22 protein-coding genes are annotated in these 26,868 nt (G+C 62.7%); 14 read left to right on the forward strand and 8 right to left on the reverse strand.

Features of this window, described 5'->3' with window-relative positions; translation table 11 throughout:
* Positions 1-60 precede the first annotated feature (60 nt).
* From aat to trxB, 4 genes are read right to left on the reverse strand one after another with little or no spacing between them, the layout of a single operon-like run.
* The gene (aat, locus tag ACVOLV_RS00095; protein WP_481552596.1) at positions 61-795 is read right to left on the reverse strand and encodes a leucyl/phenylalanyl-tRNA--protein transferase; all 735 of its coding nucleotides are present in this window, start codon (positions 793-795) and stop codon (positions 61-63) included.
* Positions 792-1,925, reverse strand: a complete 1,134-nt coding sequence (locus ACVOLV_RS00100) for a GNAT family N-acetyltransferase (RefSeq protein WP_481552597.1) — start codon at positions 1,923-1,925, stop codon at positions 792-794. The genes aat and ACVOLV_RS00100 overlap by 4 nt, the downstream gene beginning before the upstream one ends.
* A gap of 32 nt (positions 1,926-1,957) precedes the next feature.
* A complete protein-coding gene (locus tag ACVOLV_RS00105; protein ID WP_481552598.1) occupies positions 1,958-2,812 on the reverse strand; it encodes a hypothetical protein in 855 nt (284 codons plus the stop codon).
* A 32-nt stretch (positions 2,813-2,844) separates the two neighbouring features.
* Positions 2,845-3,813: a thioredoxin-disulfide reductase gene (trxB, locus tag ACVOLV_RS00110; RefSeq protein ID WP_282270462.1), complete on the reverse strand. Its 969-nt coding sequence runs from the start codon at positions 3,811-3,813 to the stop codon at positions 2,845-2,847.
* Between the two features lie 289 nt (positions 3,814-4,102).
* Here trxB and ACVOLV_RS00115 point away from each other — a divergent pair, with 289 nt between their 5' ends.
* The 7 genes from ACVOLV_RS00115 to ACVOLV_RS00145 all read left to right on the forward strand — a co-directional run bounded on the left by ACVOLV_RS00115 (position 4,103) and on the right by ACVOLV_RS00145 (position 11,940).
* Positions 4,103-6,469, forward strand: a complete 2,367-nt coding sequence (locus ACVOLV_RS00115; RefSeq protein ID WP_481552599.1) for a DNA translocase FtsK — start codon at positions 4,103-4,105, stop codon at positions 6,467-6,469.
* 93 nt (positions 6,470-6,562) lie between these two features.
* Complete coding sequence (gene lolA / locus ACVOLV_RS00120) at positions 6,563-7,201, forward strand: outer membrane lipoprotein periplasmic chaperone LolA (RefSeq protein ID WP_313172045.1); 639 nt, start codon at positions 6,563-6,565, stop codon at positions 7,199-7,201.
* 125 nt (positions 7,202-7,326) lie between these two features.
* On the forward strand, positions 7,327-8,622 hold the full coding sequence (locus tag ACVOLV_RS00125) for a replication-associated recombination protein A (protein WP_481552683.1): 1,296 nt from the start codon (positions 7,327-7,329) through the stop codon (positions 8,620-8,622).
* 36 nt (positions 8,623-8,658) lie between these two features.
* Positions 8,659-9,045, forward strand: coding sequence for a fluoride efflux transporter CrcB (crcB, locus tag ACVOLV_RS00130; protein ID WP_481552600.1), 387 nt, complete (start codon positions 8,659-8,661; stop codon positions 9,043-9,045).
* 89 nt (positions 9,046-9,134) lie between these two features.
* Entirely contained in the window at positions 9,135-10,175 is a 1,041-nt protein-coding gene (locus tag ACVOLV_RS00135) for a glucokinase (protein WP_481552601.1), read from the forward strand.
* A gap of 23 nt (positions 10,176-10,198) precedes the next feature.
* Positions 10,199-11,206, forward strand: a complete 1,008-nt coding sequence (locus tag ACVOLV_RS00140) for a glycosylasparaginase (protein ID WP_481552602.1) — start codon at positions 10,199-10,201, stop codon at positions 11,204-11,206.
* Positions 11,203-11,940, forward strand: a complete 738-nt coding sequence (locus ACVOLV_RS00145) for a copper homeostasis protein CutC (protein WP_481552603.1) — start codon at positions 11,203-11,205, stop codon at positions 11,938-11,940. The genes ACVOLV_RS00140 and ACVOLV_RS00145 overlap by 4 nt, the downstream gene beginning before the upstream one ends.
* Positions 11,941-12,085: 145 nt before the next feature.
* On the opposite strand, the gene ACVOLV_RS00150 is transcribed toward ACVOLV_RS00145, so the two are convergent.
* Positions 12,086-14,239: a TonB-dependent siderophore receptor gene (locus tag ACVOLV_RS00150; RefSeq protein ID WP_481552604.1), complete on the reverse strand. Its 2,154-nt coding sequence runs from the start codon at positions 14,237-14,239 to the stop codon at positions 12,086-12,088.
* 818 nt (positions 14,240-15,057) lie between these two features.
* On the opposite strand from ACVOLV_RS00150, the gene ACVOLV_RS00155 reads away from it, so the two are divergent.
* The 5 genes from ACVOLV_RS00155 to ACVOLV_RS00175 all read left to right on the forward strand — a co-directional run bounded on the left by ACVOLV_RS00155 (position 15,058) and on the right by ACVOLV_RS00175 (position 21,053).
* On the forward strand, positions 15,058-15,606 hold the full coding sequence (locus ACVOLV_RS00155; protein WP_481552605.1) for a fimbrial protein: 549 nt from the start codon (positions 15,058-15,060) through the stop codon (positions 15,604-15,606).
* A gap of 75 nt (positions 15,607-15,681) precedes the next feature.
* On the forward strand, positions 15,682-16,434 hold the full coding sequence (locus tag ACVOLV_RS00160) for a fimbrial biogenesis chaperone (protein WP_481552606.1): 753 nt from the start codon (positions 15,682-15,684) through the stop codon (positions 16,432-16,434).
* Positions 16,418-18,994 (forward strand): fimbria/pilus outer membrane usher protein, encoded by a 2,577-nt coding sequence (locus ACVOLV_RS00165; RefSeq protein ID WP_481552607.1) that lies wholly within the window; start codon positions 16,418-16,420, stop codon positions 18,992-18,994. The genes ACVOLV_RS00160 and ACVOLV_RS00165 overlap by 17 nt, the downstream gene beginning before the upstream one ends.
* The gene (locus ACVOLV_RS00170; protein ID WP_481552608.1) at positions 18,991-20,334 is read left to right on the forward strand and encodes a fimbrial protein; all 1,344 of its coding nucleotides are present in this window, start codon (positions 18,991-18,993) and stop codon (positions 20,332-20,334) included. Before ACVOLV_RS00165 ends, ACVOLV_RS00170 begins: the two co-directional genes overlap by 4 nt.
* A complete protein-coding gene (locus tag ACVOLV_RS00175) occupies positions 20,334-21,053 on the forward strand; it encodes a fimbrial biogenesis chaperone (RefSeq protein WP_481552609.1) in 720 nt (239 codons plus the stop codon). The genes ACVOLV_RS00170 and ACVOLV_RS00175 overlap by 1 nt, the downstream gene beginning before the upstream one ends.
* A 1,571-nt stretch (positions 21,054-22,624) precedes the next feature.
* Here the strand turns inward: ACVOLV_RS00175 and ACVOLV_RS00180 are convergent.
* Positions 22,625-23,068 (reverse strand): hypothetical protein, encoded by a 444-nt coding sequence (locus tag ACVOLV_RS00180; RefSeq protein ID WP_481552610.1) that lies wholly within the window; start codon positions 23,066-23,068, stop codon positions 22,625-22,627.
* A gap of 345 nt (positions 23,069-23,413) precedes the next feature.
* Here ACVOLV_RS00180 and ACVOLV_RS00185 point away from each other — a divergent pair, with 345 nt between their 5' ends.
* Together ACVOLV_RS00185 and ACVOLV_RS00190 are read left to right on the forward strand one after the other, a co-directional pair.
* Complete coding sequence (locus tag ACVOLV_RS00185) at positions 23,414-24,238, forward strand: GyrI-like domain-containing protein (RefSeq protein ID WP_481552611.1); 825 nt, start codon at positions 23,414-23,416, stop codon at positions 24,236-24,238.
* Between the two features lie 17 nt (positions 24,239-24,255).
* Complete coding sequence (locus tag ACVOLV_RS00190) at positions 24,256-25,338, forward strand: alpha/beta hydrolase family protein (protein ID WP_481552612.1); 1,083 nt, start codon at positions 24,256-24,258, stop codon at positions 25,336-25,338.
* Between the two features lie 139 nt (positions 25,339-25,477).
* On the opposite strand, the gene ACVOLV_RS00195 is transcribed toward ACVOLV_RS00190, so the two are convergent.
* Positions 25,478-25,906 carry a hypothetical protein gene (locus ACVOLV_RS00195; RefSeq protein ID WP_481552613.1) on the reverse strand — a complete coding sequence of 143 codons (429 nt, stop codon included), beginning with the start codon at positions 25,904-25,906 and terminating at the stop codon, positions 25,478-25,480.
* A gap of 167 nt (positions 25,907-26,073) precedes the next feature.
* Entirely contained in the window at positions 26,074-26,829 is a 756-nt protein-coding gene (locus tag ACVOLV_RS00200) for an alpha/beta fold hydrolase (protein ID WP_481552614.1), read from the reverse strand.
* Positions 26,830-26,868: the final 39 nt, after the last annotated feature.

The raw sequence follows: 26,868 nt of genomic DNA on the forward strand, positions 1-26,868 counted from the left end.
AGGGCGGGCATTTTACGCTGTCGCGCGCCGGGATGCAAAGTTTGCGTTAAGTAGCTGTATTCAGGCCAGTGCGAAGGCCGCCAGCTCGCCGAATCTGCGCGTCCAGCTGCCAGCTTCCGCCGGCCGCTGCACCAGTTCGCGCGTGGTTTCCAGGAACGCTGCGCGCGGCAGGTGCTCAGCGCCCATCCGCAACAGGTGCGGGTTCTCCACCTGGGCATCCATCAGCGGCCACCCCCACTGAGCCAAGGTGGTGGCCAGGGCAGCGAGCGCAACTTTCGAGCCGCCGCTGCGGGCGCTGAACATGCTTTCGCCGAAAAACATCTCGCCGATTGTCACGCCGTAGATCCCGCCAACCAGCGCCTCGCCTTCAAACACTTCCACCGAGTGTGCGTAGCCGAGCTTGTGCAGCTCAACGTAGGCCGCATGCATCTGGTCAGTGATCCAGGTGCCATCCTGGCCTGGCCGCGGTGCTGACGCACAGGCTTGCATGACCTCGGCGAACGCGGTGTCGGCGCGGACCTTCCAGGCGCTGTTGCGCAACCCGCGGCGGAAACGCGAGGACAGATGTACCTGGTCGGTGCGGAACACCATGCGCGGATCAGGTGACCACCACAGCAGCGGCTGGCCTTCCGAGAACCACGGGAAGATACCGCCGGAATAAGCGTTCAGCAGGCGCACCGGGCTCAGGTCGCCGCCGACGGCAAGCAAGCCGTCGGGGTCCCGCAAGGCCAGCTCGGCGGGCGGGAACGGGGCATCACTGGGGGTATCCAGCAGGAACGGGCCTTTGTTGCTCATTGCGGTGAATCTTCCTGCTTGAAAGGCGAATGGCGCAGCAGATCGGCGGCATAGGCAGCGACATCCTCGCGTTCCCGGTCGCACCAATCGCGCGCGGCTTCGCGGAATTGCGGGTGCGCCAGCCAATGATGGCTGCGAACCTGGGTGGGCAGAAAGCCGCGCGCCAGCTTGTGCTCGCCCTGCGCGCCGGGTTCGAAGCGCTGCAGGCCCTCGCGCAGGCAGTACTCGATGCCTTGGTAATAGCAGGTTTCAAAATGCAGGCCGGGCAGGGTGGCGCCACCCCAGTAGCGCCCGTACAGCGTGTCGCTGCCGCGCAGGCACAGCGCGCCGGCAATCGGCTCGTCATCCTGCATCGCCAGGAACACCACCAGCTGCCGCGGCAGCTGCGCAGCCATGTGGCGCAGGAAGGCCAGGGTCAGCGCCGGCGCATTGCCGTACTCGGCAAAGGTCTGCAGGTAGAAACCATGCATGGCGCGCAGTTCGTCGGCGCTGGCTTCGTCACCATGGCGCACGACGAAGCGGATACCTGCGCGGGCTACCTTGGCGCGCTCCTGGCGGATGTTCTTGCGGCGCTTGTGATCCATCGCGGCCAGGAAGTCATCGAAGGTCCCCCAGCCTGGCTGGCGCTGCCATTGGAACTGCACGTCATCACGGCGCAGCCACTGTGCGCCGAACAGCGGACTCTCGTTGGCGGGGTGGAAGTTGATGTGCGCCGACGACAGGTCGTTGTCCTGCACATGGCCGACGATGGCCTGGATCAGTGCCTGCCTATCAGCTTCGCTGCGGGCGAGCAGGCGTGGTCCGGTGACCGGCGAATAGGGCACGCCGCCCAGCCATTTCGGGAAGTACTCCAAGCCATGGCGCGCATATGCGTTGGCCCAGGCGTGGTCGAATACGAATTCGCCGTGCGAGTTGTGCTTCAGATAGCCAGGTGCGGCGGCGACGAGTTCATCATCGCGCCACAGGCTCAGGTGCTGGGCCTGCCAACCCCATTCCGGGCGCAGGCAGCCATGCTGTTCCAGCCCGCTGAGAAAGGCGTGGCTGATGAAGGGGTTGCTGCCGTCGTGCAGGGCATCCCAGGTGAGCGCAGTGATGTCCTGCAGATTGGAAAGGACTCGGAGTTGCCTCATCACTGGAGCCTATCGCATCTGCTTGGCATCGTTCACTCGGGCGCAGTGCTGGTGGAGGGTATTGCGGCTCCCCAGCGGATAGTGCGAACTTCATCTTTGATCGCCGCTACATCGCAATTCCAGATGGGTTCCGGCAGTTGCTGCACTCGATCATTTGCAAGCGTCGCAACACGTTGTACGTCGCGAGCTTGTTCAGTAGCCGCTGTCACGCTGTTGTTGCAGAAGCGATACGTCACGGCAGGCTGAGGGACGGCGGCCAATTGCCGAGGCGAGCGTGTGTAATACGACTGGACAGCAGCACTGATGACGGCGTTGGCGGCGATCTCCTGCATGGCGAAAAGCCCAATGCCGACGCTGTCCAGTGACGAGGTGTCGAGCGTCTTGCCTGGCAACTGCCGAAAATATGCTGCTGCGGCACTGCCTCCGCCTTCCACTTCCTTCAAAAGCGTCAGTGTCATCAACTGCTCGATGGCGGTACTTTTCCCCGCTGCCGAATCATCCCGCAGCCATGTCAACGCTAGTTGCCGGCGCTCAGGAGCCATTGGCACGCCGGCGACGAGGCAGCCGGTAAGGGCTGGCGAAAGCGTCTCCCTGCTTTTGCCATCACCGGCAATGGCGGAAGCCAGCATCTGGTCGATAGCCTTGCGCAGATTCTGATCCGCGGACTGCTGTACAAGCTGCAGTGTTTTCAGCGAGCGCTCGCCGCCGCCAAGATAGCCCAGAGCAGGTGCCTGATTCACCAGTTCCGCAACCATGTCCTGTGACAGGCACAGGTTGCGGACCATCGGGTTGAGGTCAGAAGGGGCCAGTGGCGGCGGAACTGCTTCCGCCGCCGAGACTGCATTTGACCCAGCCATGGACGCCGCGATCAACACAAGGCGATACATTCAACAATCCTTGTCAGTTCACCATCAGGCGCTCAGGCGCCCTTTTCGTCCAGGAAGCGCTCGGCGTCCAGTGCGGCCATGCAGCCGAAGCCGGCCGAGGTAATGGCCTGGCGGTAGTGCTGGTCGGCAACGTCGCCAGCGGCAAACACGCCTTCGACCGAGGTCATGGTGGCGTTGCCGCCCAGGCCGGAACGGATTTCCAGGTAGCCGTTGTTCATCGCCAGCTGGCCGGTGAACAGCTCGGTGTTGGGCTGGTGGCCGATGGCGACGAAGAAGCCATGGGCTTCGATATCGCGGGTGCTGCCGTCCAGGGTGGACTTCACGCGCACGCCGGTGACGCCAGCGTCATTGCCCAGCACTTCGTCGACCTGGTGGTGCCACACGGTTTCGATCTTGCCGGCGGCGACCTTGGCGAACAGCTTGTCCTGCATGATCTTTTCCGCCTTCAAGGTGTCGCGGCGGTGGACCAGGTAGACCTTGCGGGCGATGTTGGACAGGTACAGCGCTTCTTCGACAGCGGTGTTGCCGCCGCCGACCACGACCACATCCTGGTCCCGGTAGAAGAAGCCGTCACAGGTGGCGCAGGCGGACACACCGCGGCCCTTGAAGGCTTCCTCGGACGGAATGCCCAGGTACTTGGCGGTGGCGCCGGTGGCGATGATCAGCGCGTCGGCGGTGTACTGGGCACTGTCACCGGTCAGGGTGAACGGGCGCTTGGACAGGTCGGCGGTATGGATGTGGTCGAACACCACCTCGGTCTCAAAGCGCTCGGCATGCGCCTGCATGCGCGCCATCAGGTCCGGGCCCATCAGGCCGTGGGCATCGCCCGGCCAGTTGTCGACCTCGGTGGTGGTCATCAGCTGGCCACCCTGCTGCAGGCCGGTGACGACCAGCGGCTTCAGGTTTGCGCGCGCGCCATAGACCGCAGAGGTCCAGCCGGCGGGGCCAGAGCCGAGGATCAACAGGCGGGAGTGCTTGGTCGGGAGGCTGGAAGTGCTCATGTATACTCGCGAAAGTCAGGATTGGTGGCCCGAACGCGGCAGTCCGCAGCTGTCCGGGCAAGCCAATAGAGTGGCGGTCCGACTCCGGTGAATCAAGGCACGTGAATGGAACTGCGCGGCCCGTTGCACACAACTCTGCTGTTTCCCGCATTGCCGCCGCCACTGTCTGGCGGCTTTTTGACGTTTTCTGTCTGTCAGCCGTACCGCACTGCGCTGTAATTGGGTGAAACCCGACGATCTGTCGTTTAATATCAATCACTAACCGTGCATTTTTAAGGTCTGGTCAAAGGTGGCGAAACAGGTCCCGGAACGCGACAAGAGCCCCAAGGCTGCCGCTGAAGCGCGCAAGTCGGCGGCTGCAGCAGACAATCCGCGTCGTCAAAAGCTGTGGCGTGATCTGGCGTTGATCGCGATCGCGCCGGCGCTGCTGTACCTGCTCGCCAGTCTGTTCACGTATTCGCCTACCGATCCGGGCTGGTCGCAGTCGGGCTCGGTGGTGGCGCCCGTGCACAACATGGGCGGCAGGGTTGGCGCGTGGATTGCCGATGTGCTGCGCCAATTGTTTGGCTATGTGGCCTATCTGATCCCGCTGATGCTGGCGGCGGTCGCATGGATTGCCATGTTCGGCCTGAACAAGACCGATGAGCGTGGCCAGGACGATCTGGGCCCGGCGCTGCGACTGGTCGGCATTGTCGGCTTCCTGATTGGTGCCACCGGTTTCCTGTACCTGCGTCTGCCGCCCGGCGATGTTGCCCGTGCAGGCGGCGGCCTGGGCGTGCTGGTCGGCAAATCGCTGCAGACCGGTTTCGGCCCAGTTGGTAGCAATCTGTTCCTGCTGGTGCTGCTGCTGACCTCGATCACTCTGGCCACGGGACTGTCGTGGTTCGCGGTGATGGAGAAGATCGGCAAGTGGGTGCTGGCGCTCGGCCCGTTGCTCAACAAGAAGAAAGAACAGGCCAACGAGTGGCAGCAGACCCGCGTGCTGCGCGAGGAGCGTGAGGAAGTGCGCAAGGTCGACGCCGAGGTCCGCGCCAAGCGCGAGCCGGTGAAGATCGAGCCGCGTCCGGCACCGGTGATCGAAAAGAGTGACCGCGCCAAGCGCGAGACGCAGATTCCGATGTTCCAGGGTGTCAACGGCGACGGCTCGGACATCCCGCCGCTGGCCCTGCTCGATGACCCCAAGCCGCAGGCCAAGGGCTATGACGAACAGACCCTGGAAACCCTGTCGCGGCAGATCGAATTCAAGCTCAAGGACTTCCGCATCGATGCGCAGGTTGTTGGCGCCTATCCGGGCCCGGTGATCACCCGTTTCGAGATCGAGCCGGCGCCTGGCATCAAGGTCAGCCAGATCAGTTCGCTGGACAAGGACATCGCCCGCGGCCTGTCGGTCAAGTCGGTGCGTGTGGTTGACGTGATTCCGGGCAAGTCGGTGATCGGCCTGGAAATCCCCAACGTCACCCGCGAAATGATCTTCCTGTCCGAGCTGCTGCGCTCCAAGGAATACGACAAGTCGGCCAGTGTGCTGACCCTGGCCTTGGGCAAGGACATCGCCGGCCGCCCCAGCGTGGCCGATCTGGCGCGCATGCCACACCTGCTGGTGGCCGGTACCACCGGCTCGGGTAAGTCCGTTGCGGTCAACGCGATGGTGCTGAGCCTGCTGTACAAGGCCAGCCCGAAAGACCTGCGCATGCTGATGATCGACCCGAAGATGCTGGAGCTCAGCGTCTACCAGGGCATCCCGCACCTGCTGGCGCCGGTGGTCACCGACATGAAGGAGGCCGGTAACGGCCTGCGTTGGTGCGTGGCCGAAATGGAGCGCCGCTACAAGCTGATGAGTGCGGTTGGCGTGCGTAACCTGGCCGGCTTCAACAAGAAGGTGAAGGACGCCATCGACGCTGGCCAGCCGATGATGGACCCGTTGTTCAAGCCCAACCCGGAGATGGGTGAGGCGCCGCGTCCGCTCGAACCGCTGCCGTTCATCGTCATCTTCATCGACGAATTCGCCGACATGATGATGATCGTCGGCAAGAAGGTCGAAGAGCTGATCGCGCGACTGGCGCAGAAGGCCCGTGCCGCCGGTATCCATCTGATCCTGGCCACGCAGCGGCCGTCGGTGGACGTGATCACCGGTTTGATCAAGGCCAACATCCCAACCCGCATCGCCTTCCAGGTCAGCTCCAAGATCGATTCGCGCACCATCCTCGACCAGTCCGGCGCCGAAGCGCTGCTGGGCAACGGCGACATGCTGTACCTGCCGCCGGGCACGGCCATGCCGGACCGCGTACACGGCGCCTTCGTCTCCGATGAAGAAGTGCACCGCGTGGTTGAGCACCTGAAGGCAAGCGGCCCCACCGATTACATCGAGGGCGTGCTGGACGAGGTGCAGACCATGGGCGATGGCGTGGTGGTTGGTGCCAACGGCCTGCCGGAGAGCAGCAGCAACGGTGGTGACGAATCCGATCCGCTCTACGACGAAGCCCTGCGCATCGTCACCGAAACCCGCCGCGCCTCTATCTCCGGTGTGCAGCGTCGCCTGAAGATTGGCTACAACCGCGCCGCACGCCTGATCGAGGCGATGGAAGCCGCCGGCGTTGTCACCGCGCCCGAGCACAATGGCGACCGCACTGTGCTGGCGCCGCCACCACCCAAGCACTGAACGGAAGGGCGGCATTCAGCGATTGATTGCCGCCCATTCAGTTTGAAAGAGGCAGACTCTGCCTCACCAACGTCATAACTATCCCAAGCCGCCATGACTGCATTCCTGCGCCACTCCGTTCTTGCTGTTGCCCTGGCTTGTGCCGGCCTTGCTGCGGATGCGCATGCCGGCGCCCGCGATGACCTGAAGTCCTTCACCAGCGGCCTGCGCGGCCTCGATGGTCAGTTCGCCCAGCAGGTGGTGGATCAGCGTGGTCGGGTCAAGGAATCCTCCAGCGGCCGTGTCGCGCTGTCGGCACCGCGCCAGTTCCGCTGGGAATACACCCGTCCGCATCCGCAGCTGATCATTGCCGACGGCAGCAAGCTGTGGGTTTACGAGCCGGACCTGGAGCAGGCCCGGGTCAGCCCGCAGGGCACCGAGGAGCAGAACAATCCGCTCACCGCGCTGATCAACCCCGCACTGCTGGAACAGCAGTACGACATCAGCGAAGAAGCCGCGCCGCGCGACGGCATGCAGTGGCTCTCGCTCACCCCCAAGCGTGATACCCAGGCCAGCTTCGATGTCGCCGCACTGGGTTTCTCCGGTGGCGCGCTGTCGCGGATGGAACTGACCGACGCGGTGGGCCAGCGCACCATCATCAACTTCAGCGGCTGGAAGAAGAACCCGAGCTTCGCCGCAGGCACCTTCCGCTTCGTGCCGGGCAAGGACGTCGACGTGGTCGGCGAGCGCTGAACCCAAGCCGGGCTTTTGAGACCAGGGCAGGGCGGCCACGCTGCTAGAATGTGGGCGTGGCCAGATCCCGAAATATCTTTCTTGACGAAGCTCCCGCCGACCTGCTGACAGCGGACCGGGACAATATGCGTCCGCTCGCCGAGCGCATGCGTCCGCGTGCACTGGACGAGATGGTTGGGCAGAAGCGCTTGCTGGCCCCCAATACGGCGCTGCGCCGCGCGGTGGAATCCGGCCGCGTGCATTCGATGATCCTGTGGGGCCCGCCGGGCTGCGGCAAGACCACGCTGGCCTTGTTGCTGGCGCAATACGCCGATGCCGAGTTCAAGGCGATATCTGCTGTGCTGTCTGGTCTGCCGGATGTGCGCCAGGTGCTCGCCGAAGCCGCACATCGTTTCGCCGATGGCCGCCGCACCGTCTTGTTCGTTGACGAGGTGCACAGGTTCAACAAGGCACAGCAGGATGCCTTCCTGCCGCATATCGAGCGCGGCACGATCATTTTTGTCGGTGCGACCACCGAGAATCCTTCGTTCGAGTTGAACTCGGCATTGCTGTCGCGCTGCCGCGTGCATGTGCTGGAATCGGTGTCGCCCGAAGATGTGGTGGAAGCGCTGCAGCGCGCACTCGACGATAAAGAGCGCGGGCTGGGCGAGCAGGAGATCACGGTCTCGGCCGAGTCGCTGCTGGAGATCGCCCGTGCCGCTGATGGCGACGTGCGCCGCGCCCTGACCCTGCTTGAGATCGCCGCCGAACTGGCAGTGGGCGAGGGCGGTGAGATCACCCCGGAAACCCTGCTGCAGGTACTGGCCGATCGCACCCGCCGCTTCGACAAGAACGGCGAGCAGTTCTACGACCAGATCTCGGCACTGCACAAGTCGGTGCGCAGCTCCAACCCGGACGGCGCCATCTACTGGCTGGCGCGCATGCTCGATGGCGGCTGCGATCCGTCCTATCTGCTGCGCCGGCTGACCATCATGGCGGTGGAAGATGTAGGCTTGGCCGATCCGCGTGCATTGGAAATGGCGATCAATGTCTGGAACGCCTATGACCGCATTGGCGCCCCGGAAGGCGATATCGCCCTGTCCAACCTGGTGGTGTACCTGGCCAGCACCGCCAAATCCAACGCCGCCTACATGTCCTTGCATGCAGCACGCGCCGACATTGCCAAGTACGGCACCCAGCCGGTGCCGATGCACCTGCGCAACGCCCCCACGCGTTTGATGAAGACGCTGGGTTATGGGCAGGGCTACCAGTACGACCACGATGTCGAAGGCGGGATCGCGCTGGACCAGACCGCGTTCCCGGACGAGATGGGTGAGCAGGTCTATTACAAGCCGGTGGAACGGGGTCTGGAGATCAAGTTGAAAGACAAGCTCGATCGCCTGCGCACCGCCCGCGAGCAGGCCCGCGCGCAACGCAAATGATCGCCATCCGCCAACCCGTGCCTGGAGCGTGACCCCATGTGGCTTTCCTTCCTGGCCATCGGCGTTGGCGCGGCACTGGGTGCCTGGCTGCGCTACGGGTTGAGCCTATGGCTGAACCCGCTGCACAACACCGTGCCGCTGGGGACGCTGACCGCCAATCTGCTCGGCGGCTACGTAATCGGCCTGGCGCTGGCATTTTTTGCCACCCGGCCCGAGCTGTCACCGCAATGGCGATTGTTTGTGGTGACCGGGTTGCTGGGCGGTTTGACCACGTTTTCGACCTTCTCCGCCGAAGTTGTCTACCTGCTGCAGCGCCAGCAGCTGGGCTGGGGACTGGTCACCATCGGCTTGCACCTCGGCGGCTCGTTATCGATGACCGCCCTGGGCTGGTGGACCTGGCGCGTGTTCCGGCACCTGACTTGAGGCCGCTTTCAATGCCGCAGTCGATACCGCATCATGCGCCCACCACAAATTGAGCGTTTTCTGGATATGCAGCAAAAGCGGGCACACGAATGAGCAGACCAGCGTCGGATGACGCGGCCCGCAGCGATGCAATCCATGATTCTGAATCGGGGAGCGCCATCATCGGCGCTGATGTGGGCGGCACCTATGCACGCCTTGGCTGGACCCGACTGGACAGTTCCGGCGCGTTGAGCGTGCAGGGTTTCCGCAAGTACACCTGCGCCGAACATCCAAGCCTTGCCGCGATCCTGAGCGATTACGCCGACTGGCTGGCGCGCGAGACCAGCGCGCCGCCGATCGCACACGCCGTCGTCGCCATCGCAGGCGTGCTTGACGGCGACACCTTGCTCAACACCAACCTGGCGTGGCCGGTGTCGCTGGCGGCAACCCGGCGCGATTCCGGTCTGGAGACGCTGGAGCTGATCAATGACTTTGTCGCTGTCGCGCAGGCCATGGCGCATGCCGAAGCCGACGCGCTGCATCTGATCTGCGGTGATCCCTCCCAGGTGGTGCCAGGACCTGCCGTGGTACTCGGCCCCGGCACCGGCTTGGGCGTCGCCGTGTATCTGCCAGGCGGCAATCCCTCGGTACTCGCCAGTGAAGCGGGGCATGCGGCGCTGGCCGGCTCCACGGCACTGGAGCAGGACGTATTGCGCCTGCTGTCGCGGCACTACACGCACATCGACAACGAGCGGATCCTGTCCGGTCCGGGCTTGCTGACGCTCTACACCAGCTTGTGCGAATTGCGTGGCAGCACGCCGCAGTGGCGCAGTCCCGCTGATCTGGTCGCAGCAGCCGGTAGCGGCGCCGACCTGTTGGCAACGGAAAGCATCGAGGTTTTCTGCGCCTGGCTGGGCAGCCTGGCGGGCGACCTCGCACTGACCTTTGGCGCCCGAGCGGTTTACCTGACCGGCGGCATCACCGGCCACTTGAGCGGCCCATTGCATGCCGGCGGCTTCCAGCAACGTTTCCTTGCCAAAGACCGCTTGTCGCAGGCGCTGCGGCACGTCCCGGTCTGGCGTGTTGAACACGGTGAGCTCGGTGTCCTCGGCGCCCTGGCTTGGCACGTGGACAAACTCGCCGCACGCTGAGCACAACCGAGGAGAAGCGAGCCATGAGTACCCGCAGACAGTTCCTGCAGTCGACCGCCCTGATCGGCGCATTGGGTAGTGCGGCGCCGGGCCTGCTGGCATCGCCGGTGGCTGCCAACGGCGCGCGGGTGGTTTCAACCTGGGACTTCGGCGTCGGCGCGAACCAGGCGGCGTGGAAGGTGCTGGCTGCAGGCGGTAGCGCGCTGGACGCAGTTGAAGCCGGCGCACGTTGGGCCGAAAGCGAACTCTGCAATCCCACCGTCGGCCGCTGCGGTAACCCTGATCGCGATGGCGTGCTCAGCCTGGATGCCAGCATCATGGCAGGCGATGGGCGTTGCGGATCGGTAGCGGCACTGGTCGACATCCTGCATCCGATCTCCGTCGCCCGCGCGGTGATGGAAAAGACCCCGCACGTCATGCTGGTGGGCGAGGGCGCACAACAATTCGCCGTGCAGCAGGGCTTCGAGCGCCAGAGCCTGCTTACTCCGGAAGCGGAAAAAGCCTGGCGCGAATGGCTGAAAACCGAGCACTATGCGCCGCAGATCAACGCCGAACGCCGTGGCATTCCCGGTGACAAGGACAACCACGACACGCTGGGCATGATCGCAATCGACGCCAATGGGCAGATGGCCGGCGCCTGTACCACCAGCGGCATGGCGTTCAAGATGCACGGCCGGGTTGGTGACAGCCCGATCATCGGCGCTGGTCTGTACGTGGACAACGAAGTCGGCGCAGCCACCGCTTCCGGCATGGGCGAGGAAATGATCCGCAACGCGGCTTCGTTCCTGGTGGTTGAGTTGATGCGTCAGGGTCGCTCACCCGCCGAAGCCTGCCGTGAAGCGATCCAGCGCGTTGTCCGCAAACGTCCGGAAGCCAGCCGCACCTTGCAGGTCTGCTTCCTGGCGATGAACCGCAGTGGCGAGGTAGGCGCGTACGCGCTGCATAAAGGCTTCGTCTACGCGGTATGTGACAGCAGCAAGCAGGACGCGCTGCTCGAGTCCGCTTCGGTATACACGAGCACGCAGGCATGAGTTCGCGTTATCTGCTGGAGATCGCCTGCAATTCGGCGATGTCGGCTGTTGCCGCACAACAGGGCGGGGCGAATCGCGTCGAACTGTTCGAGAACCTGGCGCAAGGCGGGACCAGCCCTTCGTCCGGCAGTATTGCGGTAGCGCGCGAGCACTTGCGAATACCGTTGTTCGTATTGATACGCCCGCGTCCGGGTGACTTTCATTACGGCGCGTTGGAAACCGAAATCATGCTGCGCGACATCGCCCATTGCCGGCAGCTGGGCTGCGATGGTGTGGTGATAGGCGCGCTGACTGCCGATGCCCGGGTCGACATGCCGCTGTGCCGTGAACTGGTGAGTGCAGCCGGGCCGATGGACATCACGTTCCACCGTGCCTTCGACGCCGTCCGCGACCAGCCAACCGCACTGGAGCAGATCGCAGATCTTGGCATCAAGCGCATCCTCAGTTCAGGCGGCCACGCCAGTGCGGCAGAAGGTAGCGCCGTGCTGGCCAACCTGGTCGAGCAGGCCGGAGCACGTCTGGCCTTGATGGCCGGTGCGGGACTCAACGCCCAGAACATCGCCGAAGTCGCCTTGAAGACTGGTTGCCTGCAACTGCATGCCTCGGCCAAGGCGCAGCAGCGGTCCGCCATGCGTTACCAGAACCCCGCGTTGCAGGGCTTGGACAACGATTGGATTCAGACAGAAAGCAGCGCGGTCAGCGCTTTGCGTGAGGCTCTGGATCAGCTGGGCTGACGGTGGGCATCTTCGATGCCCACCCATTAAAGTGTCGAGACACTTTAATGGGTGAGTGGCGCCTTTCGATGCTTTGTGGCAGACACCGAAAATCAGGTGCGGCAAAGCGGAATGCCCACGGAGACGTGGGTATCGCCGTCATTATTTACCAATCGATGCGTAGATCCAGAGAAGCGTTCCGTGCCTCGCCAAGCATGTCCAGATTCCAATACCTGCGATTGAACACGTTGTTGAGGTTGCCCGTCAGCGTCGCGTCGCGACCGGCAAGCGTGGTGCGGTACTGGAAGCCGAGGTCGGTGATTGTGCGCCCCGGGATCAGGATGCGGTTGGCGTCTTCGTAGTACTGCTCGCCGGAATAGCGCACCGTGCCGTGCAGGCTGAAGCCGCTCAGCAGGGCAGGGCGGTACTCGAAATTGCCGACGTAACTCCGCGGTGCCGAGCCCGCCGGACGATTACCGCGCAATCCGACGTTCTCCGGCGAGAGATCTTCCAGACTGGCGTCCAACCACAACGCACCCAGGCCGATATCCAGGCTGTCGGTTACACCGTAACTGGCGATTGCTTCGAAGCCGCGATACAGGGTGAGGCCGTCCTGTACCAGGTAGCGCTGGCCATCACGCCATTGGTCGATCTGCGCGCTACGTTCCACCCTAAAAGCGGCAGTGGTGAAACCCAACCTGCCGCTCTGGTACTTGGCACCAATTTCGTACTGCTTGCTGATGGTGGCATCCAGCACCTGGCCGGCATTGGCATAAGGTGGCTCACTGTCAAAGCCAACGCGGCCCGCAGGTTCCAGCGACTCGACGTAGCTGCCGTAGATCGACACCGCGTCCACCGGCTTGTAGATCAGGGCAAGCGTGGGTGTCAGTGCCGAGGTGGCGTAGCGCGAATCCACGGTCGGGTCGCCATCTTTGTCGCGCTGTTCGTAATCGACATAGCGTGCGCCGAGTATGGCCTGCCACTTCTCGCCGAAGTGCAGGGTGTCGCTGGCGAACACCGACTTCTGCCGCTCATCCGAGCTCACCGGCGCAAAGCTGAAATCCGGAGCGTGGTGGGAGATGAAATCCTGGCGTTGGTAGAGGTTGCCTGAGAAGTCGTTGCTCCAGTAGAACTCATTGCTCCAACGGTCCCAGCTGCGCTGCACCGCGCCGCCGAACACCAGTTCGTGGCGGATCGGACCGGTCTCGACGCTGCCGGAGACCAGTACCTGGGCAACGCTGCTACGCAGATCCGCGCCGAAGTTGTAGACGCTGCCCTCATAATCGCCTGCTTCATTGAGCAGGTTGCCGAACATCTTGTTGGAGTAGTGCTCGCGCCGGCTGCCGCCAACGGTGAAGTCCACGTTCCAGTCCTCACTCACACGCCATTGCAGACCGGTGGTGGCATTGGTGGTCTTCGCACGGTAGTAGGAATTGCGGACGCGGACGTTCTCGTAGTCATAGGTGGGGCGGGGCAGGCGATCCCCTTGGTAGCTGTCCCAATAGAAGTACATGGGCTCATGCTTGAGCTTGTTGTCCTCGCGCAGCAGTTCGGCGTGCCAGGTCAGCGAATCGCCGATCGGCTGCTCCACCGCTATCGCAATCAACTCGCGATCAAGGCCCGCGCCGTTATAGGCATCGCCACCGTCCTTGGCCAGATTGACGCGGACGCCGAATGAATCGGGGCCATTCAGACGAGTGCTGGCATCCACGCGGGCGGACCACGCGCTGTCATTGCGCCAGCCAACCGTGGTGGAAAGCATCGGCGTGCTGGTAGGCCGCTTGGTCCGGTAGCTGATGATGCCGCCGGGCGAACCAAAGCCATACATGAAGCCACCGAGTCCCTTCAGCGCCTGCACTGATTCGACGGCCTCGAGCGGATACTCGCCGCCCCATTCCATCAGCATCGGCACGCCATCCACATAGTGGTTGTTGACGCCGATACCACGGATCTGCGTGCCCCACCAGGCTGTGGTTGCCGAAGGCTCGGCTGCGTAAACCGAGGGGTCGTTGATGAAGACATCGCCCAGCGTGGTTGCGCCGCGCTTTTCGATATCTTCCTGCTCCACCACGGTTACCGAGAACGGCGTGTCCAGCAGTCGCTTGCTGCCCAGCGCGCCGGCGCTGGCGTCCAGGTTGAGGTTCAGGCCCAGGCGTTCGCCCTTGACCCGTACGGTGTCGAGCTCGGTGGCGTCCTTGGCAGCTTGGTTGGCGGGAACGGGTTCTGCCGTTTGCGCCTGCACGTTCAGGCAGGCAGCGGTCAGGCAGACGAACAGAGCGGAATGACGCGGAAAACGCACACGCGGAAGACGAGGCAACAAGGAGATGGCCTTGGCAGGAGACGCAGATTAAGGAGCAGGGCGGCGGCGGCCTGCCAGCAGAAGCACGGCAGCGATCCTATTGCGAACGAGTCTCAATTTCAATATTTCACAAGGATGACCGGGCAACTTCGTAAACGAGGCGAAGGAACGAGATCGCGAAAATCTGTGTTGGTGGCGGCGGCCTTGGCAGTAATCCAGTGCCAGCGGCTGTCTAAAATAAAGTGACTCGTCACCAAATAACGCGGTTCCTGCTACGGATCGCTCGGACTGGGCCAGAACAGGGCGGGGCAGGGCGCTCGCAGGCCTGATGCCGCGCCAAATAGGACTGGTGCTGATCTCATCCCGGATCACCTCGCAGCACACGTTGCGGAGCAACCAATACCCGCCAAGCAGCCCTGTTGCGCGATGAGGGCCACGGCTGCGCTAGCGCGTGATACGCGTCGTCGCCAATACCGGCCAATCCAAACGAGCACGCAGCCAAGCGGATGCCTCGGCGCACAAGCCACTGTGGCGGACTGAGGTTTCGTACTGCGAGAAACCCGTTCCTGCATTTCAACGCGGTCCCGCGCATGGCGAGAGATCAGTCCTGCCATCGGATCGGTGGCTGTCGCAATGCGCGACTTCAGCTGCTGCTTCAGCCTGCGCTGTCTTCTACGCACCAGTCCTGGATATACCACATCAAGTTCTTCTGCGAAGTCAGTAAACAAGCCGTTGTGACTGCAGAAAACACCTGAGTTTTAGGTCTTGTCCTATGTTTCCAGCCAACTCGGGAACCAACAATGCCGCCTCCCCGAGCAGAGTTCCAGGAGTAAAACTAAATGAAGCATCAGGTAAGCAGCATTCTGATTTCGTTGGCCGCTGTCATGGCCGCAAGCGCGCCGGCAAACGCCTCCAATGTCATCACCTTCAATGGTGAAGTCACCGACCAGACCTGTTCTGCGGTGATCAATGGCGGCACCGATCCGACCATTATCCTCAACAGCGTTCCGGTTTCCGACCTCAACGGTGTCGTGGGCAAGTCCGCAGGCGAAGGCGTATTCACCATCACTTTGACCGGCTGTGCCGCGTCGGGCGCCGATGAAACCTTCACCACATTGTTCCAGGCCACCAACCCGACCACCACCGGCAACCTGACCAACACCGCTGCCGCTGGCGCCGAGGGCGTCGCATTGCAGTTGCTTGATGCCCCGGGTGGCACTCCGGTGAACCTGGCTGGCGGCGCAGCCGTGCGTGCTGGCGAAATTCTGTTGGGTGCCGGTGAGACCACCGCCACCCACGACTACGGCGTCCGCTATATCTCGGAAGACACCGCCGTGACCCCGGGCCCGGTACTGGGGTCGGTCACCTACACCGTTCGTTACGAGTAACAGGCTTGGGAAGGCGACCTCAACGGTCGCCGTCCCAGGCAATGCATTGCCCGCAATTCCACTTGAGGAAAGCACATGCACCAGACCCCTTCACGTCGCTACATGTCCTGCACTGCAATCGCCGGCATTTTCGCACTGTTCAACGTCGGGGTGACCGAGGCAAGTGTTGTTGTTTCGGGCACCCGCGTCATCTATCCGGCCGATGCAAAGCAGGTCACGGTGCAGCTGACCAACCAGGATGCGTTCCCCAACGTTGTGCAGGCATGGGTGGACGTTGACAACCCGCAGTCCACGCCGGCCGACGCCGATGGTCCCTTCGTTGTGACGCCTGCGGTTTCACGCATGGCGCCGGGTGCCGGCCAGCGCATCCGCGTGATGTTCGCAGGTGCGGACATGCCGACTGACCGCGAATCGGTATTTCACCTGAACGTACTGCAGGTGCCGCCGATGAACACCACCCACGCTGACCAGAACAAAGTGATGGTGCTGATGCGCAATCGCCTGAAGATGTTCTATCGACCGACGGGCATTGCCGGTACGCCGGCACAGATTCCAGAGCAGTTGCGCTTCCGCATCCAGCAGTCGGGCAATAGCTGGCACGTGCAGGTCGAGAATCCCAGCGGCTACCACGCCTCGTTTGGTGGTGCCACGGTGAGCGTCGCAGGCGCAAGTTGGAAGCTGAGTCCCGAGATGGTTCCGCCAATGGGGACCGCCCAATGGCGGCCGCTCAGCGCCTCCCAGCTGCCCGTAGGTGAGGCAGTGGTGAGCGCACATCTGATCAATGATTACGGTGCCAGGGTCGCGGTCACCCATGCCGCTTCGCGCTGAGACCGTGCGCATCTCGCGGCTCGCGCTTTCGCTGGGTGGCGCGCTACTGGCGTCGAGTATTACGGCCAATGCAGACGACGCCATGTACGAGTTCGACGACCGTCTGTTGATGGGCTCCACCTTGTCGACCGGCAACCTGCAGCGATTCAATCGCGGTGACCAGGTGGATGCTGGACGCTATGTGGTTGACGTCTATCTCAATGACACCTATGTCGACCGGCGTGAGGTTGAATTCAAGGAAACGGGGAGCAGCGTCCACCCCTGCCTCGACGAAACCTTCCTGCAGGACACCTTGGGTGCCCGATTGAGTGCTGTCGGCCTGGCCGATGGTGAGGACTCCGCCTGCGCGGAGCTGAAGAACCGTCTTCCAGGTGCCAGCACCACTTTGGACGTAGGTCGCCTTCGCCTGGATGTTTTCGTGCCGCAGGCCTTGCTGCTCAGCAAGCCGCGCGACCATGTCAGCCGCGACCTGTGGGATGCCGGAAAGACCATGGCATTCGCCAACTATGACCTGAATGCAAGCCACTCTTCGTCGCATGGCATGGAATCGCATTACGCCGCCGCCGCCTTGAACGCCGGCGCGAACCTCGGCATGTGGCGCCTTCGCCACCAGTCAAATCTCACTTATTCGAGCCGCGCAGGCACGCAGCGCAGCGACTGGAACAACATCCGCACCTACGCGCAGCGCTCGCTGCCCGGAATCTCCAGTGAGATGACCATCGGCAGCAGCTATACCGACGGTGGTCTATTCGGGAACTTGAGCTATCACGGCATCAAGATCGCATCCGATGAGCGGATGATTCCTGACTCGCAGCGACGCTATGCGCCGGTGATTCGTGGCAACGCGACCAGCAGGTCGCGCGTGGTCATCAGCCAGAACGGCCGCAAGCTGCGCGAAGACATGATGCCGCCGGGCCCGTTCGTCATTGATGACATCAGTGGCGCTGCCTATGGCGGTCACCTGGATGTGGAAGTGCATGGTGCCGATGGCAGCGTCAGCCGCTTCAGCGTACCGTTTTCCGCTGTTCCCGAATCCGTGCGCCCTGGCTATTCGAAGTACAGTGCCACGGTGGGCGAGGCAGGAGCCAACAGCCAGTCAAAGCAGGGCTTCGCCGAGTTCACCTATCAGCGCGGGCTCAGCAATCGGCTGACGGTCAACACGGGCGCGCGAGTTGCGGAGAACTACATCGGCGTGTTGGCCGGTGGTGTCGTTGCGACGCCCTATGGCGCGTTCGGCGGAAACTCGGTGTTCTCGAGCCTGCACGAGAAGGGCGCGGGTACCAAAACCGGCTATCGACTGGAACTGAACTACAGCAAGACCTTCCAGGCCACTGATACTACTTTTACCTTGGCCGGCTACCGCTATTCGTCCAACGGGTTCCGCGACTTCTCCGATGCGCTCGGGCAGCAGTGGGAGCAGGAGGCATTCGAAGATGATGCGTGGCAGCCAGAGCGCCAGCGCAATCAGTTCAGCGTGGTCATGAACCAGCGCCTCGGCAACTACGGTTCCTTGTACCTGACCGGTTCGGCAGCGGACTACTTCAATGACAGCCAGCGCGATGTGCAGTTCCAGTTCGGGTATTCCAACACCTGGCGCAGGCTGAGCTACAGCCTGTCGTTGTCCCAGCAGCGCAACTGCACGCTGGAGCGATGGGACTTCCGCTCGCTGCCGCAATGCCAGGTTGGTCGCTCGCTTGGCCTGACCGTCTCGATGCCACTGGGCAAGTCGTCATCCGCTCCGGTGCTCAGCACCATGGCAACGAGGGACACGGGCGCGGGAGGTTCCAGCTACCAGTCAACGGTAAGCGGCACCCTCGGGGAACGCCGGGCCACCAACTACGCGGTATCCGCAGGCCAGGGTGGAAGCGCCCGCAGCCCACAGTGGAGCGGCAACCTGCAGACCCAGACTGCCTTGGGCAGCGTCAATGCAGGTGTGTCGGGCGGCTCCGCCGGGCAGCAGCTCACCGCCGGCATGCGCGGTGCCTTGGTGTTGCACGGCGAAGGCCTGACATTCGGGCCGTATGTGGGCGACAGCTTCGCCTTGGTGAAAGCAGAGGGTGCACAAGGCTCGCTCGTACGCGGCGGGCAGGGCGCCCGTGTCAACCGCAATGGCTTCGCGCTGATGCCTTCCTTATCGCCTTACCGCGTCAATCGCATCGGCCTGGATCCGCAGGACATGACGGCGGATGCGGAGCTGGTGGAGACCGAGCGCACGGTGGTGCCGTCGGCAGGCGCAGCGCTGCAGGTGGAGTTCGAAACTCTGACCGGCACACCGCTGATCGTTCGCGCCCGCCGCGCCGATGGCAATGTGGTGCCGTTGGGTGCCAGCGTGGCGGATGAACTGGGCGCCATGATCGGCATGGTGGGCCAGGCAGGGCTGATCTATGCGCGGACTGCCAAGCGCACCGGGCTGCTTTCCGTGCAGTGGTCGGAAACCGCCAACGGCAACTGCTCGGTAGCCTATGATCTGGGTGCGCAAGCTCCCGGTTCCAACGCGGCTCCCGTCATCATCGAGGCCACCTGCCAGGACATGTACAACTACCAAGTGGGCGCACAATGAGCACTCTCCTTCGTTGGCTGTCTCTGGCCTTCCTGTTCGCTTCTCCGCTTGCATGGGCAACCTGTTACAAGGTGGAAAGCGTTGGCAATGCCAACACCACGATCCAGACCGCGATCCGACCGGGGGAGGGCACCGCGGCCGTCTGGGGCGGTGCCTGCGACAGCTGCAATGGCTCGCTCGGCCTGCCCAGTGTGATCAATGTCAGTGATCCAGCATTCCAGCCCTATCCAACGCTGATCGCCAGCGCCGTGGCGCCGCTGACGTTGTACGGTTCCTCCGGCGGCTACGATCCGGAGCGGGTTTTCTTCCGCTGCGCGCCGGCTGATGCGGTATACGAAATGTTCTCCACGAACGCCGATGACCTGTATAGCGGTTGGTATACCGGTGGCGATTCGTTGGGCAATTCGCTGGGCTTGCAATCCGCATATCGGACCGCGTGGCGGAACGTGTTGCTTCGCCTGACCCATATGGAAACCGGACAATACTTCACCGATGTGTGGGCGGAGCGCTTGCTGGAGGGACTGGATGTGGACTCACGCGGCTATCGACTTGTGAAGGCAAAGAACCTCAGCGCTGTGCGCTCGGAGTTGTTCAGTGCGCCGTTGGAACCCACGTATTACTACGTTGTCTCGCCGTCACAACGTTATCTCTACACCCAGCCGGCCGCCTATATCGCAATCAAAGGCCCGGGGTTGGCCTATCCGAATGTGGGCAAGACACACTATGGCAACCACTACGGCTGGCACTACAACTGGCCGGCTGCGATCGGGCTGTTGAACGGGGTGACGTTGAAGCGTTATCCCACCTGCGCGGTGCTGAACGTCACGCCGCATGTTGTATTCCCCCGGCTGTCGATCGCAGAGATCAATGAAGGCGTTAGCCACGAAGTTCCGTTCCAGGTGAGCTTCAAATGCCAGAGTGGCTTCACCAACAGCACAGCCAGCAATGGCACCGCCCTGGGCATCAAGGTGTCGTCCGGCGCCGCTGCTGCCGCTGCATCGCTGGGATTGGTGAATGCAAACGGAGGCATTTCCTATCTGGTGTCCGACCGCTACAACGAGGCCGGCATGGCGAAGGGAGTGGGGATCCGTTTGCTGCGCGACGGCGTGGTGATGAACCTGTTGAGGGACGAGAACTCCGCCGGCGGTGCGAATGCCCAGGCGCGCGGCTGGTACCCGGCCGTTGGTAGCGCTACACAGTCCGGCGGTAGCGCCGGCGGTGTGACTCAATACAATGAGACATTCACCGCCCGTATTGAAAAACTCTCCGAAGGCACCCGGCCGCAGGTAACCGCCGGCCGTATCGAAGCAACCGCGCAGATCATCATACGGGTCCAATAATGTCCCTCCAGCAGCTGCTCACCACTGTTCTGTTGCTGGCTTGCGGGAACGCGCTGGCAGGCGTGACGGCAGAACGGACGCGGGTGATTTTTCCGCAAGGTCAGCGCGAGGTATCGCTGGTGCTCGCCAATCAGAACGACTACCCGGTGATGGTGCAGACCTGGGTAGATGATGGCGACCCCAACTCGGGGCCCGACGAGGCCGAGGCGCCCGTCATTCCGCTGCCCGCGATGTTCCAGCTCGGCGCCGGGCAGCGGCAAAGTCTGAGACTTCTCTATGTAGGCCCCGCACCAACCGAAGACCGGGAGTCGCTGTACTGGTTGAACCTTCTCGAGATTCCGCCGAACCGGATGGGCAGCGAGGAACCGGATCCAACGCGTCTGACGGTGACGATGCGGACACAGATGAAGCTGATGTACCGGCCGGCAGTATTGAAAGCAGGGGCAGGGCAGGCCGCGGCAAAGCTCAGATTCCGGTTGGAAGGCGGGCAACTGTTTGCGGCCAATACAACGCCTTACTACATAACCATTTCCGGGATCGCGCTCTGCAATGGCCAGCCAGTTGCGGTGGCCAACGAAGGCTTGCTGGCGCCGCAGTCGGACTCGCGCATCGCTGATTCCGTACCCGGGTGCATGCAGCAAGACCCGTCGCTTCAGTTCACCTGGATCGATGATGAGGGTAACAACCAGGCTGGCCGGGCAACGTTGCCAGCAAAGTGAGCGCCTGCGATTGCGTGTTGAACGCAGGCACGAGTTACAAAGAGCCGACTAGACCGGGGATTGCTGCCAACGGCGTATTTAAAGGGCACACTCGCTCATTTAAGTGACGAATCACTAAAATAAGAGGCAATCAACAAGGCAGGTCGTGGACCGGCACGACCAGTGCTTGAACAACTGCGCGCACCCGCGAGATCCAGCTGCATTGGCGCTGTGGTCGCCGTTCCGTGTTGCGGTAGCTGGTGCAGAACGATTGCAGCCATCTCAGCCCGAACCATGCAAGTTCTGGCTTCGTTGACCAGCAGGATCAAGCCAGGCAGATGAAGCCGATCTGCGGGACAGGCTTGGGGGCATCTGCACCGAAGCCGTCAGCCGACCGGCACAGCTCATAGAAAGACAGCGCCAAGCCATCGAAGGGTTCTGAGCCAAGCCAGCAAGACGAATCGCAGTTGATCGCAGTTGAGACCTCGGCTGGAACCGGATAAATCTGAGAGCTGTGCTGGGGGTGAGTGCTGCAGATCTCGCGGAAAGCCGCCAACGCCCATTCTGTATTTTACATAATATACATTATGCGAAATGTCTAATGGGCCGACTCCGATGGATCTGGCTTTGGATCTCTTCTCACCTAGCATCCCGGCCTCCTAAGGATTCGGGGGAAATTGAGGCATGAGCGACACCTACAACCTGGACAGCCGTCCACCATGTCGCCCTCACAGGTCCGTGGGCTGGTTGGCGACTAGCAGGACGAGATCTGGTCGCCCCAAGCGGCGAAAGGATCCCAGAACGCAGGCTGCGCGGCCTGCTATGCCGCGCTGATGTCTCTCATTTACGTGACGCGACACTAAAAGGAGCGCTGCGCGAAAAGCGTGTCAGCAGCCGATGGTCAAGGTCGTTGTCGTGGACCTGGGCGAATGGCGGGAACGGCACTCAAGAACCAGTGCAGGATTACGGCGCATCCTTAGGGGCTAAGAGCCCCTGCATCCCGGTCACTTGCAGGCGTCATGGACCGCGTTGTCCATCCGGCTGGAAAGCTCGAAAGACCGATTCGTTCCCGCAGCTTCGTACACAACAGCACGTTGCCGCTTTGCACTTTCGCAGGCGTAAGCATTGGTGGAAGCGGACACCGAAGCACCGGAAGCTGATGAGCGATAACCAGATGGGGCCCTGCGCCGCTGAGCAACCTCGCGCTCCATTTGAGCGAGGCGAGCGCGAAGGTATGGGTTGTCCGCCTCAGGCACCGCATCCCATGTCTTCACCGCTTGCCCTGGACATGGCTGCGATTGATAAGAGACAGGCTTTCCGCGTTCGACGCACTTAAATACCTGTTGAGCTGATAAGGCGTTCGCCCAACTAAGCAACCAGAACGTAAAAATCCACCTAAACATCGCCCACTCCATGGTGACGTAGGCTGATGGTAGCCGCTTCCCAACAAGTGCTTATACGGCTATTTATGTGACTCGTCACGATATTAAGACGGGCGATCCAACCCGCTCAACCACGCACGGACTGATAGTTCCTTCAGGTGCGTTGGTGCAGTTCGCGCACGAAGTCGGCGGCCTCGCTCATACCTGCGCTCATATCTGCAATATCTTGGAAACCAGGTTCACGAGCACTCCCTCACCCATGCGCTTGGCCGTGCGAACAACGGCATGCGCGGGCTCTCGCAGCTGCGGCAAGTATGCATGGCAGCCGGTTTTGGTGTGGAAATGCCGGGCCATGAACCATAGCTCCGCGGCGATTGCCTCCTCGCTGGCGCCGACGCCATGAAGGCGGACATAGCGCTCGAGTGCTAGTGCGGCGATCTGATCGCCGTCGACGAGCGTTTCGCGCTGCGCATCCCCCTGCCAGTGGACGCGGACAGTACCGCGCTCCTCGTCCCAGGCAGATTCGTCCACAGGCAGGATCAGGGTACCGTCGTGCAGGGAGCGGGCACACCAGACATCCTCCCGATTCTCAGAGGTATAAAGTGGCATGAGATTGGCAAGGAAGCCCACGATGGCTGTACTCTTTTCGGTCATAAAGTCCTAGATGTTGTAGGGCCCTGTCCCGCCCCTCATGCGGCGCAGGAACGGGTCTGGGTTGACGTAGGCATCGCTTCTTTGTGTGTATCGCCGCGCCGCAGGTCGGTTACCAACCAGATGAAGGACGAAAGTGCGGCTTGGTTCATGCGACGGCAGATTCCCGGTGGTGCGATCCGAGATGATAGTTAAACCGGGTGCAGGGGCCGAGAAGGATGGCGCAGCGGCCCACTGACCTCGATCCGCGCTGCTCACCCACACCGCGCACCAACAGCAAGATCCCGCAAACGCCCTACCCGTCCCTGCGTTACGCTCCCACCCAGTCACTGGTACGGAACAGGCGTCATGGGTGCGGCACGCAAGGCCTTGTGGTACATCGAAAGCCACTTTGCCGAGAACCCCTCGCTGGCCCAGATCGCCGAGGCGGTTGAACTCTCGCCGTTCCACCTCTCACGCCTGTTCCAGGTCAGTATCGGGACCTCGATGGCGCGCTATCTTCGTGTGCGTCGACTTACAGAGGCGGCACGGACCCTGGCTGCTGGCAGCGAGCCCATCCTGGATGTCGCCCTGGCCGCAGGCTACGCCTCGCATGCGGCTTTTACCAACGCCTTCACCGAGCAGTTCAAGCTGCCTCCGGAACAGGTTCGCCGGCACGGTCTGCACGGCCTCGCGCTGTTGGAGGCCATCAAGCTCGACGCCCCAGCCCTGCCCTGCGAGGTAGAGCCGGTACGTCGCCGGCAGGGCCCGCTGCGTGTGGCGGACATCCCCGCCCGCCACCCCGCCGCTACGGTGGCGTCCATTCCCTCGCAATGGCAGCAGTTGGCGCTGACCCGGGAGCTTGGCAAGGACATCGCCTTCGGGGTCTGCTGCAACCGCGATGGCGAGGGTGCCTTCGACTACATCGCCGGCATGGAGATCGGTGCGAGCGCCGCCGTGCCTTCGGCGTGGCATGCCGTTTCCATTCCGGCCGGGGACTATCTGGTGGCGTGGCATGCGGGCCACATCTCGACCATCCGCTCCACCTGGTACTGGCTGTTGAACGACTACCTACCCCGCTCCGGCCTGAGCCTCGCCGACGCACCCGACTTCGAACGCTATGACGCCCGCTTCGACGACCGCACAGGAAACGGCGGCGTGGAGATCTGGCTGCCGCTGTCCGACCTGAGTTGATCCAAGGAGACCCATTCGTGCGAGTAGTGCCCTACACATTCATCCTGCTGACCTGTCTGTTCGCACCGCTGGCATGGGCGGCTGCACCCTCCCCCGCTGTTGGCGAGATCCATGGCGTGGCGCACACGCCCAGCGCAGCAATCCGCGATGCCGGGCAAAGCGACCAGGTGCGGTACACCGTGTGGTATCCGGCGCAGCCAGGTGTACAACAGCAGCCGCTGGAGATCGGACCGCCGGGTGCGCCGCTATTCGTGGCGGGGTCTTCTGCGGTCGATGCCCCCGTTGCGCCGGGCCGCTGGCCGGTACTGCTGCTGTCGCACGGCAACGGCGGCAGTGCCCGCATGATGGGCTGGTTCGGCACCGCCATGGCGCAATCAGGGTATGTAGTGGTCGCGGTAGACCATCCCGGCAATAACGGTGTGGACGCGATGACCGAAGCCGGAAGCATTCTGGTGTGGAACCGGGCCGATGACCTCGCGGCGGCGTTGGATGCGGTGCAGGCCGACCCTGTGCTGGCTCCGCATGTGGATGCGGGCCGGCTGGGGCTGGTGGGATATTCGGCCGGCGGATTCACGGCGCTGGTGGCTGCCGGCGCGCGGCCGGACATGTCCAGGTTGGCTGCGTTCTGCAAGGCATCGCCGAAGGATGGGGTATGCACGCCGCAGGCCGAGAATCCGGAAATGACCCTTGAGCGGCGGATGGTGGCGTCCACTACGCCGGAGCTGGCACCTTGGGTAGCCAGGTCGGCGGAGGATCGCCGCATACCCAACGTTCGCGCTGTGTTCCTGATGGCGCCGGCGATTGTGCAGGCGTTCGAACCGGGTGAGCTCGCACAGTTGGAGGCACTGCTGTCGGTGATTGTGGGTGAGGCCGATGCGATTGCCGCGCCCGCCAGCAACAGCAAGGTCATTGCCGAGGCGAACGACAACGTGCGACTTCAGGTACTCCCGTTGGTAGGTCACTACGACTTCCTTGCGGACTGCACGGAACTGGGCCGTGAGCGGGTAGGAAAGCTGTGCGAGGTGAAGGCCGACAAGTCGACTACGCATCAGGCAGCGATACAGCAGGCCAGGTCGCTGTTTGATTCCGCGCTTCGGTAGTTGCACGTTTGGAACTGTGTGGGGATGTCCGCTCGCGGCCAGAAGCGCACATGCTCCCGAATGAGAGCTGGCTTCAAACCGAGGCAATTCAAAATTCTGTCTACACAAAAACTGCAAACGCGTCGTGCTCGATTTCCGCTTATCCCCTGGGGGTCTGCTCGCCAAAGGCCAACCGTAAAGCTTCGGTGTCTCCGTTCAGCGCAGCACGCATGCGGCCCTCGTCCAAAGGGCGTACCACCCAGTCGACATCCCACTGGAAGCCATTACGTCTTGAGATCGGAATCGCCAGATACCAACTTGGCCCGGGCCCTACGCAGTACCAGAATGCATCGTCTGAGGCCTGTGCCATCCAGCGCGGCCCCGGTTGCTGCATACCATCAAACCGTCCTTGCAGTTGTTTCACCACCCGTACCTCAGCACCGGTGAAGGCAGCACCATCACGCGACGGAAACCGCAGCCGCTCGAACGTTTCCTGGCGGGCAGCCCGCAACCGCTGCGGGCCGTTGAGTTGCGCAGCCGCCGCCATCACCGCCCCCAATCCCAGCAATATCACCAATGCGCTATTCACGACGTCCTGCTCGTAGTACTACCGAAGTCGTCAATGATAGCGATCAGCTGCAGCAGGATGCTGCGCTACGGCACCGACAGGAGAACGTCGAGTAAGCCACCAGAGCAGGAAAGCCGTGGCTGGATTGACCGAGGTGCGCCAAGACAGAGCGCACCTCTACGCCAGCATTACTTTGAGACCTGCTCCACCGCAGCAAGAATCACGTCCGCAACCTTCTGCGGCTGTGACAACTGGGGCACGTGGCTGGTATTCAACGTGATGGTGGTTGCCCCCAGCTTTTTTGCCAAGTCCCTCTGAAGGCCAGTGTCCAGCATGTGGTCCTGTTCGCTGACCAGATACCAGGTCGGACGGCTGGTCCATGCTGCCGCGCTGACCTGACCGGCAAAGTTGGCGCCGTTGGTTGGGTTCTGAGTAGCGGTCAGCAACTTGGCATCCGCCAACGGGAGATCCTGAGCCAGATGATGCTCAACGCCTTCGAGGGTCAGGGTCAGGAAGCCATCCTGATCCGCATTGAGATGACCGAAGCCAGAAGGTGTCGGATAGCCCTTGGACACATCGCTCACCGACTGGCCCTTGGATGGAGCGAAGGCGGCAACGTAGACCAAAGCCTTCACGCGCTCATCTTCACCTGCCTCGGTGATCACCGCGCCGCCGTAGGAGTGGCCAACGAGGACTACCGGCCCGCGCTGTGCCTCGATCGCGCGCTTGGTCTTGGCGACGTCGTCCTGCAGCGAGGTAAGCGGGTTCTGAACTGCGACCACGTTCAGCCCCTTTGCCTGCAGCAGCGGGATCACCCGGTCCCAGGCATGGCCGTCTGCAAACGCGCCGTGGACCAGAACGACGGTGGGCTTCTCCGCAACCGGGCCGGTACCCGCGTCTGCGATGCCGCTGCTCAGCGCAGCAGCCAGGAGAGTACTTTTCATCAGGGTTTTCATGGCGATTCCGTCCTATTCGTAGAGTGG

Source organism: Stenotrophomonas sp. STEN023 (assembly GCF_056760135.1).